This window comes from Paenibacillus sp. BC26 (genome assembly GCF_900116125.1).
GTDB lineage: Bacteria > Bacillota > Bacilli > Paenibacillales > Paenibacillaceae > Paenibacillus_Z > Paenibacillus_Z lignilyticus.
The window spans coordinates 176626-192452 of the sequence record NZ_FPAD01000001.1 but is presented as its reverse complement, the minus strand read 5'-3'; the positions used below and the strand labels follow the sequence as shown (position 1 = coordinate 192452).

The 15827-nt window shown below is 52.0% G+C and carries 14 protein-coding genes; 3 read left to right on the top strand and 11 right to left on the bottom strand.

Going from position 1 to position 15827, the window contains the following annotated elements; translation table 11 throughout:
- Nucleotides 1-60 precede the first annotated feature (60 nt).
- A complete protein-coding gene (locus BM412_RS00885; protein ID WP_091212583.1) occupies nt 61-861 on the top strand; it encodes a Cof-type HAD-IIB family hydrolase in 801 nt (266 codons plus the stop codon).
- Between the two features lie 65 nt (nt 862-926).
- On the opposite strand, the gene BM412_RS00880 is transcribed toward BM412_RS00885, so the two are convergent.
- Nucleotides 927-2021 (bottom strand): YeiH family protein, encoded by a 1095-nt coding sequence (locus BM412_RS00880; RefSeq protein ID WP_091212580.1) that lies wholly within the window; start codon nt 2019-2021, stop codon nt 927-929.
- A 218-nt stretch (nt 2022-2239) separates the two neighbouring features.
- Between BM412_RS00880 and BM412_RS00875 the strand changes: the two genes are divergently transcribed.
- Nucleotides 2240-3349, top strand: coding sequence for a PdaC/SigV domain-containing protein (locus tag BM412_RS00875; protein ID WP_091212578.1), 1110 nt, complete (start codon nt 2240-2242; stop codon nt 3347-3349).
- Nucleotides 3350-3405: 56 nt separating this feature from the next.
- Here the strand turns inward: BM412_RS00875 and BM412_RS00870 are convergent, their stop codons facing one another.
- The 6 genes from BM412_RS00870 to BM412_RS00845 form a co-directional block, all read right to left on the bottom strand.
- Nucleotides 3406-4464, bottom strand: a complete 1059-nt coding sequence (locus BM412_RS00870; protein WP_091212575.1) for a sulfate ABC transporter substrate-binding protein — start codon at nt 4462-4464, stop codon at nt 3406-3408.
- A 23-nt stretch (nt 4465-4487) separates the two neighbouring features.
- Complete coding sequence (locus BM412_RS00865) at nt 4488-5552, bottom strand: sulfate/molybdate ABC transporter ATP-binding protein (protein ID WP_091212572.1); 1065 nt, start codon at nt 5550-5552, stop codon at nt 4488-4490.
- Between the two features lie 3 nt (nt 5553-5555).
- The gene (locus BM412_RS00860) at nt 5556-6353 is read right to left on the bottom strand and encodes a sulfate ABC transporter permease subunit (protein WP_091212569.1); all 798 of its coding nucleotides are present in this window, start codon (nt 6351-6353) and stop codon (nt 5556-5558) included.
- Complete coding sequence (gene cysT, locus BM412_RS00855) at nt 6350-7153, bottom strand: sulfate ABC transporter permease subunit CysT (RefSeq protein WP_371264799.1); 804 nt, start codon at nt 7151-7153, stop codon at nt 6350-6352. Before cysT ends, BM412_RS00860 begins: the two co-directional genes overlap by 4 nt.
- A gap of 206 nt (nt 7154-7359) precedes the next feature.
- A complete protein-coding gene (locus tag BM412_RS00850) occupies nt 7360-7992 on the bottom strand; it encodes a YigZ family protein (protein WP_091212563.1) in 633 nt (210 codons plus the stop codon).
- Nucleotides 7993-8004: 12 nt separating this feature from the next.
- Complete coding sequence (locus tag BM412_RS00845; protein WP_091212560.1) at nt 8005-9354, bottom strand: glucose-6-phosphate isomerase; 1350 nt, start codon at nt 9352-9354, stop codon at nt 8005-8007.
- 158 nt (nt 9355-9512) lie between these two features.
- Here BM412_RS00845 and BM412_RS00840 point away from each other — a divergent pair, with 158 nt between their 5' ends.
- Complete coding sequence (locus tag BM412_RS00840; protein WP_091212558.1) at nt 9513-10817, top strand: NAD(P)-binding domain-containing protein; 1305 nt, start codon at nt 9513-9515, stop codon at nt 10815-10817.
- Between the two features lie 87 nt (nt 10818-10904).
- Here the strand turns inward: BM412_RS00840 and BM412_RS00835 are convergent, their stop codons facing one another.
- The 4 genes from BM412_RS00835 to BM412_RS00820 all read right to left on the bottom strand — a co-directional run bounded on the left by BM412_RS00835 (nt 10905) and on the right by BM412_RS00820 (nt 15694).
- Nucleotides 10905-11222: a pyrimidine/purine nucleoside phosphorylase gene (locus BM412_RS00835; protein WP_091212556.1), complete on the bottom strand. Its 318-nt coding sequence runs from the start codon at nt 11220-11222 to the stop codon at nt 10905-10907.
- A 105-nt stretch (nt 11223-11327) separates the two neighbouring features.
- On the bottom strand, nt 11328-13343 hold the full coding sequence (gene tkt / locus BM412_RS00830; protein WP_091212553.1) for a transketolase: 2016 nt from the start codon (nt 13341-13343) through the stop codon (nt 11328-11330).
- A gap of 274 nt (nt 13344-13617) precedes the next feature.
- Nucleotides 13618-14517, bottom strand: a complete 900-nt coding sequence (gene purU, locus BM412_RS00825) for a formyltetrahydrofolate deformylase (RefSeq protein ID WP_091212549.1) — start codon at nt 14515-14517, stop codon at nt 13618-13620.
- A 49-nt stretch (nt 14518-14566) separates the two neighbouring features.
- Nucleotides 14567-15694 (bottom strand): deoxyribonuclease IV, encoded by a 1128-nt coding sequence (locus BM412_RS00820; RefSeq protein ID WP_091212546.1) that lies wholly within the window; start codon nt 15692-15694, stop codon nt 14567-14569.
- Nucleotides 15695-15827 lie beyond the last annotated feature (133 nt).

Below are 15827 nucleotides of genomic sequence, written 5' to 3'. Positions count from 1 at the left end.
GATTTCCGCTACAATCAATGAAAATGCGTACGCAGTAGAGAGAAGGAGCAGAGAGAAATCATGTATAAATTAATTGCCATTGATATTGATGACACGCTCTTAACAGATGAATGTACGGTTACGCCGGGAACGAAGGAAGCACTGACCGCAGCTATGGAGAAAGGCGTGTTCGTCACGTTGGCGACAGGCCGCATGTTCCCATCCGCGAAGAAGATCGCTCATCAAATTGAGCTGAATGTCCCGATCATCACGTACCAGGGCTCCAGCGTCAAAACATTACTGGACGAGCAAGTGCTTTATGAGCGCTACGTTCCTCAGAATGCCGCTGAGCTGCTGATGCAATACTGCGAGGAGCATAACATCCATGTGCAGCTGTATACGGATGATGTCATTTATGTAAAAGAAGATAATCAGAAAGCGCGCGACTACTCGAAGCTGGCGAACATTCCATTTGTGGTAGAGCCGGATCTGAAATCGCTGATTAAACGCCCTACAGCCAAAATGCTTATGATCGACGATCCTGCCCGCCTTGATCAAGTTGCCGCCGACCTTGCCCCATTGATCGGTAATCAGGCTCATATTACGAAATCCAAGCCGCATTTCCTTGAAGTTACCCATAAGGAAGGCACGAAAGGGCATGCGATCGCGTTTATGGCGGAGCATATCGGCTGTTCGCTGGATGAAGTGATTGCCATCGGCGATTCTTGGAATGACCACGAGATGATCGAAACGGCAGGACTCGGCGTAGCGATGGGCAACGCCGTGCAGAAGCTGAAGGATATCGCGCAATATGTCACGAAATCCAACAACGATGAAGGCGTACGCCATGTCATCGAGAAGTTCATTCTTCAAACCGTATAAACGATAAGAGCTGCACTGACAGTCGTTTGGGACGACTGTTATGGTGCAGCTCTTTTTTAGTTGCATCAGATGGTAAAATACGTGCTAACTGCGAGCAGTACAGATGCGATAAACATAGCCGCGAGCGGCTTGATGATCGCTTTGCCGCTTCCGCGTAAATCTACGTTGAGCCCGAGCGCTACCATCGCCATGGTCAGCAGGAAGGTCGTTATCTGGGTAATGGCATTCATAATCTCCGGCGCTTCATGCATAAATGTTTGTCCGGCACCGGTACTGCCAAGCGCGCTTAGCGCGAGAAAACCAAGGAGGAACCATGGAAGCTGCAGCTTTGCAGCTTGATGTATCTTAGCGTTATCTTCCGCTCCTGGTGCCTGTTCCTTTAACCGCCGCAGTCGCCGCTGCTGTCTCTGCCGCTGCACAAGAATAAGCACCATACTTAGCGGCACGAGCAGGAAAACACGGCCAAGCTTCGCGAGCAGCGCACCTGCAAGCGCATCTTCTCCGGCAGGCGCAGCCGCCAGCGCAACATGCGCAATTTCATGCAGGCTCGTTCCGGACCAAACGCCATACTGCAGCTCCGTCAGCGCAAGGACTGGCCGAAGCATCGTGTAGCCGACCGCAAACACCGTCCCTGCAAGTGCGATGAGGCCGACGCTCACCGCGGTGTCTTCCTCCTTGCTTCGCAAGATCGGCGATACGGCTGCTATAGCCGCCGCGCCGCAGATCGCGGTGCCAATGCCAAGCAGCAGCGACAACTTCTGATCCGCCTTCAGCAGCTTCGCCAGCAGCAGGGTACAGCCGATCGCGAATAGAGCGGCAGCGATATCCCGAATGAGCAGGCTCGGTCCATCTTGGAAAACTTGCAGCAGATTAAGCTTGATTCCGTAGAGAATGATGGCGAGTCTCAGCAAGCTTTTGCCCGAGAATGTAATTCCGGCTCGAAGAGCCTCCGGATAGCCCCACACCTGTCTATAAATCACCGCAAGCAGAATGGCGCATGCCATCTGCCCTACATAATGGAGAACGGGGAGCTGGGATAATCCATAACCCGCAGCCGCCAGTAGAAAAGTAAATCCGATTCCGCCTGCTTTCTTACCGCCTGCAGAGCCGAGGCTTGCTATATAGGGACCAATCGGTTTAATCGTCTGCTCAAGTGCCATAGCCGTGCTGCCACCTCCGTGTCTGGTTGTTGGTTTTCATTATACGTGGCAGCAGTTGATAAGAGAAATCAATCATTATGATGAAAAGAATAAAGGATTGTTATGTTGATTCATGAGGAAAGCCTACCTGTGAGCATCGTTACCAATTTGTCACTCCTATTTGGATGATGCCCGTTATACTGAGGTCCTAGCCTACTACAAACCTGGAGGGATCATTCATGATCAACATACAGCAACCATTCAAACGAATGACAACAATCGGAGCCGTAAGCGCGCTGCTTCTTACTCTTTCCGCACCGCTCGCTTTCGCAGATCAAGCCACACCCGTAACTACGCAAGCAGTCGTTAGCGTTCAAGCCGGCGCTGTCCAATTGACTTCCAAGACCGTCACCGATAAAACCGACTTTTATGAGTCCGAGCTGAATATCCCCGTCATCAGCGGAATGCAAGATAAGAGCTACCAGAATACGCTGAATGCCAACCTTGCGGCACGTGCGCATGCAGAGCTTGAGAAGCTGAAGAAACAAGCCAAAGACGATGCCGCCGCTGCAGCCGGCGTGTACGAATTCAGGCCTTATATGTTCAAAGTCAGCTATGAATTGATTGGCGATGGCAGCAAGAGCTCCGGCGGGATTCTTTCCTTCAAACTGATTACCTCTGCTTATACCGGCGGCGCTCACGGCTGGACACGCGTTGACACTTACAATGTCCGCAATGAAGCGAAGGCTTCCGCCGTGAAGCTTAAAGAACTATTCGGCAATGGCTATAAAACCATCTTCAATAAGGCGGTTAACGCTGAAATTGCCGCACATTCCGATATTTATTTCAAAGATACTTTTAAGTCCATCACCGACGACCAACGCTTCTATCTCAAGAATGGCAAAGCGGTGCTCGTCTTCCAGCAATATGAAATCGCGCCTTATGCAGCAGGTATTCGGGAAATCGCCGTAGCCGTTCCGGGCAGCAAACCAGATGCAGCCGTACCGGGTAACCTCAGTTCCTTGTCCATAAAAGCCGGTGGCAAAACGATCTCCGGCGCTCATCTCTTCGTGGGCAAAGACGGCATTGCCATGGCTCCGCTTCGCGCGATCTCCGCACAGCTGGGCTATGAGCTCAGCTGGAATGCGGGTTGGATCGATGTTGACAAAGGAACAAAGCATGTTTCCCTGCAAGTTGGCAAAGACAACTATGCCGCTACTGCTTCTCAAGTCACGCTAGGTGCAGCTCCGGTTATGAAAGACAATACGCTCTACGTGCCGCTGTCTTTCTTCTCCAACGTGCTGAAAGCCACGGTTTCCTATACGAAGGATGCCGTAGTCATCGGCTAAATTGCATAGAAAACGCAAAAAAGCTCCCTGCTGGGAGCTTTTTCTAATTTGTCCGGTTAAATGCCGGCCAACACTTGGTACCATACGCCTTTCGGTGAATAGAGCGACTCGCGGACTTTCGCCCATCCTCCCAAGTAACTGATATCGAACAAATCCTCAGGCGTCTTATAATTGCCTTTGACCTCTTCCATGACCTTGTCGTTCACCGGTCGGAAGCCGTTGTCCGCAAAGATACGCTGTGCTTCCTCACTGTACAAATAGGCGAGCAGCGCTTCAGCCGCTTTGCGAGTGCCGTGCTTATCGACGTTCACATCGACAATCGCAGCCGGGTTCTCAATCAGAATGGTCGATTTCGGTATGATAACCTCATACGGAATGCCTTTCTTAATCCGCGCCAGCAGCTCATTCTCGTAGGTGATGATAACGTCGCCAACCCCATATTCAAAGGCAGCCATGGATGCGCGGCCGCTCTTATCCAGCGACTCTACATTATGATGAATCCGTTCCAGAAACGACTTGGCATAAGCCGGGTCTTTCTGTCCCGTCTTCGCTTCTGATTCCTTCAGTCCCGCGCCGTACATCGCATTGATGTCCCATTGCGCGCCGCCGGAGGTTTTCGGATTCGGGTACAGAACCTTCACGCCTTTACGGGTGAGATCCTCCCAATCATGAATCCCCTTGGGATTGCCTTCGCGAGTGCCCATCACTGCAATGGAGCGTGTAATCATGCCGCCGTTGCCGACTTTCCGCCAGTCGCTCGTGATAAAGCCTGCCTTCTGTATCTTATCGATATCGCTTTCCATCGCAAGTGCCGCTATATCCGCTTCGAACCCGCCGGCAATCGCACGAGCTTGAGTACCGGATGCTTCATACGATTCTTGGAACGTAATCGTCTGGCCGGTCTCTTCTTTCCAATGCGCTGCAAACTTCGGCAATAGGATATCGAATGCATCCTTCGCTACGGAATAAGCACCGATTACGAGCGTGAGATCACCTTGTGCTGCCGTAGGCGCAGCGCTATTATTCGACGTCCCGCATGCTGCTGTGAAGAGAAGCGAAGACGTCATAAGCGCGGCCACTGCAATGCGCCAACCTTTTGTTAGGAATGATTTCATTGTGTACACAACGCTTTCTTAAGTTAAATATGCATCGGCATCGGATCTTCTTTCAGCTTGTTCTCCATAATCCAAGTGTCGTTGTCGTTGAACAGATAGGCGCGATGAATCATGACGCTGATCTCTTCGCCCGGCTGCAGCACATCCTTCTCAAGCGATCGATACGTAATCAGCTTAATGTCGCCGACTTCTACCTCAACCATCCATTCGCTTCCGCGGAAATGCAGATGCTTTACTTTGCCGAGCACCGTTGCGGAAGGCAGACGGAATTCATGGCGCTTGCCAATCTCGATATATTCCGGACGGATGAGCGCTTTCGTACCCGGCCAGTTCTTCGCTTCTTCGAAGCCTTTCAGCATTTCCACTTTATCCACGATCGTGGACTCTCCGATGAAGCTGGCCACGAATTGGGTTTGCGGACTTTTATAAATATCCCAAGGCGTACCCTTCTGTTCCAGGCGGCCTTTATTAATGATCATAATTTCGTCGGCTACTTCAATCGCTTCGTCCTGATCATGCGTAACGAATATCGACGTAATGCCAAGACGCTCAATCATTTCCTTCAGCCATGTGCGAAGCTCATGCCGAATCTTCGCGTCAATCGCCGCAAACGGCTCATCCAGCAGCAGCAGCTGAGGCTGCGGCGCAAGCGCCCGGGCAAAAGCGACACGCTGGCGTTGACCGCCGGAGAGCTGATGCGGGTAGCGATGTTCAAAGCCCTTCAGACCCGTAAGCTCAAGCAGCGACATGACACGCTCGCGAATTGCATCTTTGGGTTCCTTCTTAACCTTCAAGCCGAAAGCGACATTATCATAAACCGTCATATGTTTGAACAGGGCATAGTTCTGAAATACAAACCCGATTCCGCGTTCCTGCGGCGGCAGGTCGTTGACCCGTTTGCCATGAAACACGATATCGCCGGAGGTTGGCGTCTCCAGCCCCGCAAGCATGCGGAGAATCGACGTTTTGCCGCCGCCGCTTGGTCCGAGCAGACCGATCAATTGACCTTTTGCAATGTCAAAACTAACATCCTTGACCGCTTGAAAATCACCGAACTGTTTATTTAAACCGCGCACCTCGATATGCATCGCTTAATGCACTTCCTTTCTCTTCTTCGCCCATTCCATTAACAGCAGCAATCCGACCGAGAAAGCAGCCAGTACAAGCGCCACGCTGCTCGCCGCGATTACATTGAAATTCTCGACATCCTGATAAACGAGCGTTGTCGCCGTTTGCGTCTTATTCATGATATTGCCTGAGACAACCAGCACTGCACCAAACTCACCCAGCGACCTTGCGACGGTCAATACAACGCCATAGATGACGCCCCAGCGGATAGATGGCCAAGTTACCTTCCAGAAGGTGTACCAAGAGTAAGCGCCAAGCGTTGATGCCGCTTCTTCCTGCTGAGAGCCGATTTCCTGCAGCACCGGCATGACTTCACGCACCATAAGCGGGAACGTCACGAAGAGCGTGGCAAGAATCATACCCGGCAATGCATAAACCACTTTGAAGCCGATATCTTCGAAAAACGTACCGATTACCGAGCTCGGACCGAGCATAAGCACGATCATCAAGCCGCCGATGACCGGCGAAACCGCAAACGGCAAATCAACGATGCTGTTCATCAGCCCTTTGATCCGTTTGCTAAGCCACGTCCCTCGTACCAGATAGAGGGCTAACATGACGCCGAACAGCGTGTTTAGAAGCGTTACGACAATGACGATTAAGCCGGTCATCATAAGCGCATGCAGGGACTGCTTGCGTGTCAGCGCTTCTGCGAAGCCGCTCCAGCCATCTCCCCAGGAACCGGTAAAAATCTTCACGAGCGGTGCGATGAGCAGAATCAGAAACACCAGATAGGTTAACGTAATCCAAAGCTTTCTCATTTGCCGTGCCTCCTCGACTGGACGAGATTAACCGCCCACAAAATGAGGAACGACAGCGTCAGCAGCATAACGGAAACGGCCGCGGCCCCCTGCACGTTATCGCTTTCAATTTCTCCGAAAATATAAACCGCCGCGATCAGCGTTTTTCCCGGAATGTTGCCTGCTACGAGTACGACGGCGCCGAATTCAGCGAGCGCTCTTGAGAACGCCAGCATCGCTCCGCTTATAATACCCGGAAGCATGGAGGGGAATATCACTTGAAAGAAGGTTCTCGCCCTCGATGCGCCAAGCGTATACGAGGCTTCTTCTTCCGACTTGTCAAGCTCTTCGAGCAGCGGCTGAACGCCGCGAATGACGAAGGGAAAGGTCACGAAGACCATAGCTACGATAATGGCGGGTTCGTGAAATACGATCTGAAATCCGAGCTTGTCGGCGATTCCGCCTGCGAAGCTGTTCGGACCCAGGAGCAGCAATATCATCAAGCCACCGACAGCCGTCGGCAGCGCAAATGGCAAATCTACTAAACTATTAAGTATTCTTCGCCCGGGAAACCGGTAACGAATCAATACCCATCCAATCATGGTGCCAAGAAATACATTGATAAGTGCGGCTATTACGGAGAGTTTAACGGTAAGAAGCACAGCCTTCCAAGCCAGCGGGTCTGTGATGCTGTCCCAAAAAGGCTGCAGGCCAAGCTCAAAGGATTGCGAGTAGATTCCGATAATCGGCAAAACGATCAGCAATACGAAATAAAGCATAATGGTGCTGCGGAAGCCAAAGCTCCACAAGCGGCTGCGCATGATGATATTCAAGCTGACTTACCCCCTGACACTTTCCTTGAGGAATCGTTGTAGTGGTTTTTTAATCCCCATCAAATCACTTGGTATTAAATGTAGCAGACGGAGGCGCGTCTAGTCAATCCTAATCTTCTTCATCTGATAGAGGAATTAGATGTCGAAATAAGAAAACTCCCCGGGACAGTTGGCCCGGGGAGCTTCGTATTGCATTATTCGCCTTCAATGTAGTACTTCTCTTCGCCAAGCGAGAGCACAGCTTGTCCTTGCGTGATATCGGTTATCCACGCGCTGAATCGCTCTGCTTCCGGCGCTTCCGGCAGGCAGGTGATCACCACGCGATCGGTGAATTCGGTGCCGCCGATTCGCACGTTGCGCGCATGGAATTCATTCTCGAGCTTGCCATACCAGGTGTAGTCGACATCGACGATTACCTCGCGATGCAGAATATTCACGATCGGCTCGGCTGCTTCAATGGCCGCCACGGCACCGTCGGTATACGCCCGAATAAGGCCGCCCGCACCGAGCATAATGCCTCCGAAATAACGAGTCACGACAATGACGACGTTCTTGAGGCCATGATGCTTAATCACTTCCAGAATCGGTTTGCCGGCTGTACCGCTTGGCTCCCCGTCATCGGACTGCTTCTGGATCTCGTCGCGTTCACCGATGACGTAGGCTGAGCAGTTATGCGAGGCGTTCCAGTGAAGCTTCTTCAGCTCCTCTATATAGGCGATCGCTTCTGCCTCCGACGTTACCGGTTTGCCGTAGCCGATGAAACGGGATTTCTTAATGACGATCTCTTTGCTGGCCTGCTGACGCAGCGTATTGTATCTCGGCAGCATGACAATGAGAGCTTACAGGCGAGCTTCCAGCTCAGCCTTCTCTTTCTCATAGCCCGGTTTGCCAAGCAATGCAAACATGTTTTTCTTGTAGGCTTCAACGCCCGGTTGGTCGAACGGATTGACGCCCAGCAGGTAACCGCTGATGCCGCAAGCGATCTCGAAGAAGTACACCAGGTAGCCGAATGTGTAAGGTTTCATATCTGCAATGTTCACGACAAAGTTAGGTACTTGTCCGTCTGTATGTGCAAGAAGCGTGCCTTCAAAGGCTTTCTTGTTTACGAAATCCATGGTTTTGCCGGTCAAGAAGTTAAGCCCGTCCAGGTCTCCCGCATCATGGCCGATCGTAATTTGCTCGGCCACGTTCTTCACTTGGATGACCGTTTCGAAGATGTTGCGGTTACCCTCTTGAATGAATTGACCCATGGAGTGCAGATCCGTCGAGAAGTCTACGGCAGCCGGGAAAATCCCTTTGAAGTCTTTGCCTTCGCTCTCGCCGTACAGCTGTTTCCACCACTCCGACACGAAGTGAAGCGCCGGCTCGTAGTTAACGAGAATTTCCGTTGCTTTGCCTTTACGGTAAAGGGCGTTACGCGCTGCTGCGTATTGGTACGCTTCGTTCTCTGCAAGCACCGGGCTGCTGTACGCTTGCTGAGCATCCGCTGCGCCTTTCATCATTTCTTCGATATTGATGCCTGCAGCTGCAATCGGCAGCAAACCAACTGCTGTCAGTACGGAGTAACGTCCTCCTACATCATCCGGAATGATGAAGGACTCGTAGCCTTCTTCCGTTGCCAGCTTCTTCAGGGCACCTTTCTCGCGATCTGTTGTCGCATAGATACGTGTACGTGCTTCAGCTTTACCGTATTTCGCTTCCAATGCTTCACGGAATACGCGGAACGCGATTGCCGGCTCCGTCGTTGTGCCGGATTTGGAAATGACGTTGATCGACCAGTCGCGGCCTTCCAGCAATTGAAGCAAATGCGTTACATAAGTGGAGCTGATGTTGTTGCCTGCGAACAAAATTTGCGGCGTCTTGCGTTGTTCTTTCGGCTGCAGGTTATAGAAAGAGTGCGACAGCATTTCGATTGCCGCGCGAGCGCCCAGGTAAGAGCCGCCGATGCCGATAACGATCAGCACCTCGGAGTCAGATCCGATCTTCGCAGCTGCTTTCTGAATGCGGGAAAACTCTTCTTTATCATAATTCGTCGGCAGGTCGATCCAGCCCAGATAGTCCGAGCCTGCGCCTGTGCCTTCACGAAGCTGGGTATGTGCTGTGCGCACTTGCTCTGCTAAATTATCGATTTCATGCTGGCCGATGAACGACAATGCCTTGCTATAATCAAACTGAACTGCTTTACTCATTCGTATTAAACCTCCCACAAATTATCCTGTTTACAGCTAGGATAAGGATAATGGATTTGTTAGGCAAAAACAAGGGATCGAGGGGGCCAATACTTCTCCCCGCCTTTTTGTGATAAAATGGAACTACTTAAAATCCGCTTTCAAGGAGATGACAATACATGTTTAAAATTGCATTTATCGGCCTAGGCGTGATGGGCGAGCCAATGGCTGCCAATTTGCTGCGCAAAGGGTATTCCGTTACGGTGTTTAACCGTACGCCTGGCAAAGCGGACAAGCTCCTCGAGCTGGGTGCGGATGAAGTTTCATCGCCGGCTGCTGCAGCCCGGGTATCGGATCTGATTATTACGATGATCAGCAACGATGACGCGATTCGTGAAGTTTACTACGGCGAGAACGGTCTGCTCGGCGCGATGATGCCGGGAACCATTATCATCGACAGCAGTACCATTTCTCCGGCACTGGCACGCCAGCTACATACGGATGTTTCCGCAAAATACGGCGACTTCCTCGATGCTCCGGTTACGGGAAGCAAGCCTGCAGCTGAGAGCGGCTCGCTTGTCTTTATGGTCGGCGGCGATATCGAAGTCATTCATAAGGTACATGACGTTCTGAATGCGATGGGACGTAAAGTCATTCCAATGGGTCCGGGCGGCAGCGGTTCTACTGCAAAGCTGGCCCATAATACGATTGTCGGCATTAACGTTGCCGCGCTGCTCGAAGGGATGGCGATTGCCGCCAGCGGCGACATCGACGCCAAGTCGTTCCTGGAGCTTGTTCAATCCGGCGGAGCTGCCAGCAAAATGGCCGAGCTTAAAGCGCCGAAGCTGCTGGAACGCGATTTCAGCGTGCAATTCTCGCTCGCCCTCATGCTGAAGGATCTGCGCCTCGCTTCATCGCTTTCGGATGAGTTGAAGACGCCTACGCCGATTCTTGAAACGGTCAAGAGCCTCTATCAAGTCGGTGACGCGATGGGCCTTGGAGAGCTCGATCTCTCCGCGCTCGCACACGGCTACGAGCAATGGATCAACAAACGGATCACGACTCACAGCGACGTCCAAGATACCGTTGCAGCAGCATCGGAAGCAACGGTTGCCGTTCCGGTTTCGGACAGCGCGCAGAATCGCCGCCGGGCTGAACGCCTTGCACTGAATGTGCCGCTGAAGCTCTCCATCTATCAATGGGCGCAGGAAGGTTCGTTCTCCGGACAACTGATCGATGGAACCCTATGCGACATTTCCGAAAGCGGGCTTCAAATTTCGTCCAACTTCCCGCTGGAGTGCGATATGTTCGTGGTGATTCACTTCCCTCAGGATTCGGAGCTGCCTCCTGTAACCGGACGCATCATCCGCATCGAAACCAATGGCAGCCGCTTCCGTTACGGCTGTTTGCTGGCAGGACTCGCTCCCTATCAGCGTTTGCAGCTGGAAGCTTATATCAACAAACAACGCATTACGGCTGACTAAGCGTATAACGTACGTATACAAAAAGCTGCCCCGTTCTCGCTTGGATCATCCAAGTCGGCGAGCGGGGCAGCTTTTCGTTTAATACGACTATTCTTGAATATAAGAGCAGATATAATCCGTAACTGTTGTTACTTGAAGCTTAAACTTTGCATTTGCCGGAACTGTAAACTCGCCTTCGCCGGAGATGCTGATCCATTCGGAGTCGCCTGGCAGCAGCACTTTCAAATCGCCTGCCACGATTTCCATAATTTCCTTCACGTCTGTACCGAATTCATAGTCGCCCGGCATCATGATACCGAGTGTTTTCTTCGTTCCATCCGCGAACAGCACTGTGCGGCTTGTTACTTTACCATCGAAGTATACATTAGCTTTCTTGACGATTGAAACATTCTCGAACTGAGACATTCGGCATTAGCTCCTTTGTGGTATAAGCTTAGAATGAGGATAGAAAAGCAGGGCTTCCGGCCGCTTTATAGGGAGACGGCTTTCAGCCCCGCAGTTTACTGACTACTACAGCAAGCCTTTTACTTTGCTTACAACATTCTCAACCGTAAAGCCATACTCGGCAATTACGCGGTCGCCTTTTGCGGAAGCACCGAATGTATCGATACCCAGTACCGCGCCGCCGTCGCCCACGTAACGCTCCCAACCGAACGGTGAACCCATTTCGATTGCAAGACGTGCTTTAACACCCGGAAGAATAACGGATTCTTTGTAAGCCTTAGGTTGACGCTCGAAGAGATCAAAGCTTGGCATGCTGATGACACGAACTTGAATGCCTTCTGCCGCAAGAGCTTTCTGAGCTGCAACCGCAAGTTGAACTTCGGAACCGGTCGCGATCAGCTGAGCTTGAGGTTTGCCGTCAGCCGCATCGGAAACGACATATGCGCCTTTCGCGATGCCTTCGCGAGCTTGCTCGTTAGTGCCTTCAAGTACCGGAAGGTTCTGGCGAGTCAGAACAAGTGCAATCGGCTGATCCGCTTTGGAAAGCGCATAAGCCCAAGCTGCCGACGTTTCGTTCGCATCCGCCGGACGCAATACGGTCAGCTGCGGAATGATACGCAGGGAAGCCAATTGTTCGATCGGCTCATGCGTAGGACCGTCTTCGCCGACAGCGATACTGTCATGCGTTAGCACGTAAACAACCGGCTGTTTCATCAGCGCGGACAGACGTACTGCCGGACGCAGGTAATCCGTGAATACGAAGAACGTAGCGCCGAATGCTTTAACGCCGCCATGCAAGCTCATACCGTTGATTGCAGCTGCCATCGCAAACTCACGTACGCCGAAGTAAACGTTGCGGCCTTCGTAGCTGCCTGGTTTGAATACTGGCAAACCTTTCAGGTGAGTCATTGTGGAGCTTTCCAGGTCGGCAGAGCCGCCGATTAGGTTTGGCACGTTCTTTGCAAGTCCGTTCAGCGCGTTACCGGAAGCTACACGAGTCGAAAGCGCTTTGTCTGCCGGTGTGTATGCAGGCAGATCATTGTCCCAGCCCTCAGGCAGGTTGCCGCTGATTGCCGTTTCGAATTGTGCTGCCAGTTCAGGGTTAGCTGCTTTATAAGTTGCGTACATCGCATCCCACGCTGCATTTGCTTTCTCGCCGTTTGCTTTCACTTCTGCGAAGTGAGCGGCAACTTCTGCCGGCACGTGGAAAGCATCGTTCTCCCAGCCGTAGAATTGCTTCGTCAGGACCGTCTCGTCAGCGCCAAGCGGGCTGCCGTGCGTACCCAAATGACCGCCTTTGCCGCCTTTGTTCGGGCTGCCGTAGCCGATTGTCGTTTTCACTTCAATCAGTGTCGGTTTGCTTGTATCCGCTTGTGCTGCAGCTACCGCTTTAGCCAGCGCGTTCAGATCGTTGCCGTCTTCTACGCGAAGCACTTGCCAGCCGTACGCTTCGAAGCGGCCTTGTACGTTCTCGGAGAACGAAAGGTTCAGCTCGCCATCGAGCGAGATATCGTTTGAATCGTACAGGACGACCAGTTTGCCAAGCTTCAGGTGAGCTGCGAGGGAAGCGGCTTCGCTTGCAACGCCTTCCATCAAGTCGCCGTCGCCGCAAATGGCGAATGTATAGTGGTCGATCACGTTAAGATCTTGTTTATTGTAAGTTGCGCCAAGATGGGCTTCAGCCATAGCCATACCCACTGCCATTGCAATCCCTTGTCCAAGCGGACCGGTTGTTGCATCTACGCCGGCTGTGTGGCCGAACTCCGGGTGACCCGGTGTCTTGGAGCCCCATTGACGGAAGTTTTGAAGTTCTTCGATAGGAAGATCGTAGCCTGACAGGTGAAGCAGGCTGTAAAGCAGCATGGAACCATGACCTGCGGAAAGTACGAAACGATCGCGGTTGATCCATGTTGGGTTGGACGGATTGTGGTTCATTGTCTTCGCAAACAATTGATACCCCATCGGAGCCGCTCCCATAGGCATGCCCGGGTGGCCGGAATTTGCTTTCTCAATCGAATCGATCGCAAGTGTACGGACCGTATCAATGGAAAGCTGATCGATGGACTTCTGTGTTACTGTCATTACGTAAACTCCTCCTAAATCCGAATAGACTTGCATCGAAGTGAAACGGCTGTCGCCATCCTTGGAAAGCGCGGCGTTTCAAGTCATACTCTCTCTTTAATTCACTTTGGCGGTGTTCCCGCACTGGCTTTGAAATATTGTACCATTACCACTGCGCCTTTTCCATCCTTAATGCGTTAGTGCGCTAAAAATCGACATGAAAATGGCGCGTTCACACGGGGAATTCCGCGTAAACACGCCATTGTTGTCAGCTAAACACAGACATTAGCTTCGATTAATTGAACACGACGGTCTTGTTCTTGTGTACAAGAATCCGATCTTCAACATGCCACTTTACGGCACGCGCAAGGACAACACGTTCGATTGTACGTCCGATGCGCTTGAGGTTGTCCACTTCGTCGCGGTGGCTGACGCGCTGCACATCCTGCTCGATGATTGGTCCGCCGTCGAGCTCTTCCGTTACATAGTGCGCCGTAGCGCCGATGATTTTGACACCGCGCGTATACGCTTGAGCATAAGGTTTGCCGCCTACGAAGGCAGGCAAGAAGGAATGATGAATGTTAATAATCCGGTTCGGGAACTGCTCGATGAATTTCGGCGAAATAATTTGCATATAACGCGCCAGTACGATCAGATCTGCTTTATCGGATACAAGCTCCAGCTGTTTCTTCTCCGCTTCGGCTTTCGTATCTGCCGTAACCGGAACGTGGTGGAACGGGATGCCGAATGATTCCACGAGCGCTTTCATGTCCGGATGATTGCTGATGACCATCGCGATATCCGCTTCCAGATCGCCTGCTTGCCACTGCCACAGCAGCTCCAGCAAGCAGTGATCTTCTTTGGAAACGAAGATGGCCAGACGTTTCTTGCGGCTCGCGCGGAACGTATGCCATTTCATCTCGAAACGATCCGCCACGCGGGCAAAATCCTCCTGGAGCACCGGCAGCTCGGTGTCCAGGTCACTCAGATCAAATTCAAAACGGATAAAGAACATGCCGCCGCCGGGATCCATGGAATACTGGTCGGACTGCACGATATTCGCGCCATGCTCGTACAAGAAGTGCGAGACAGCCGCTACAATTCCGGGCCGATCCGGACAAGAGATGAGCATTGTCGCGCGATTGCGCTTATCCGGGCGCTGCGAGGACGGTCCGGGCTGATAGATGTTTTGCATAATAGACAAGTCTTCCTTCCGTCAACAAGTAGAGTAGCTATAGGTCAGCTTATGCGTTCACAAGCAGCTTTTCGCCCGCGAACCAAGCCGTAATCCGTTGATTGATGGCTTCTTCCGAAAGCTCCGGCAAAATACGGTGCTCGGCTACAAGGTCATACAAACGATCCATCGGCTCGCGCGGATCGGCTTTCTTCGCTTTCGCGTCATTCTTCAGTACATCCCAAACGGACAGTACGTAGCCGCGGTGGTTGATGTCCTGTTTATTGAAGAAATGGTGCAGACGCTCCACATCCTCCAAGAATTCTCCGCCGAAACGCGTGTGCGCATCGCCGCGAAGCAAAGCAATTTCCGCTTCGTACATTGGACGCTGCGTTTTGTCCTCTTGACCAATCCACGGCGTCTCCAGGATAAACGGACGTCCTTTGAGCGCTTCGTGATGCACGATATTACGGATTGCATCGTGTCCGATCCAGCCCGCACCGATCGGTGCGTGACGGTCTTTACCCGCTCCGCGCGGGTTTTTGCTGTCATTCACATGGACAACGGCGACGCGGTTAAGGCCGACAATGCGGTCAAACTCGGTCAGCACGCCATCGATATCATCGACGATGTCATAACCGGCATCATGCATATGGCATGTATCCATACAAACGGTCAGGCGGTCGTTGGCAGCTACTTTGTCAATAATCGCTGCAAGCTCATCGAAGCTGCGGCCGATTTCAGTGCCTTTTCCTGCCATTGTTTCAAGCGCGATGTTTACATTGGTTTCTTTCGTGCCGTTCAGCACTTCATTCAAACCTTCTGCGATGCGAGCAATCCCGTACTCCGCATCCTTGTCGGTGTAAGCACCTGGATGAAGCACGATATTGCGTACGCCGATCGCGTCTGTACGGCGAATTTCTTCCTGCAGGAAGCGGACTGCCAATTCAAACGTGTCTTCTTTGTAAGAACCGAGGTTCACGATATAGGGGGCATGAACGACGATCTCGTCAATTCCCGCCTTGCCCATTGCGTCTCTGCCATCCGGAATATATAAATCTTCAATCGGTTTACGCCGTGTATTCTGCGGTGCGCCGGTGTAAATCATGAAAGTGCTTGATCCGTAAGATACGGCTTCGTTCGCTGCGGTTAGCAGCCCTTTATCGGAAAATGAAACGTGGGATCCGATTTTTAACATGGACTCTTTCGCTCCTTTCGTTACAAGGCACGGACTACTAGGTGTCCGGTTCCTCGCAAACGCTTGTCCTTCCTATTTTACAAGGAATACTCAAATAAATCTAGGCGTTTGACCGGAAGGAAAGTTTGGATAC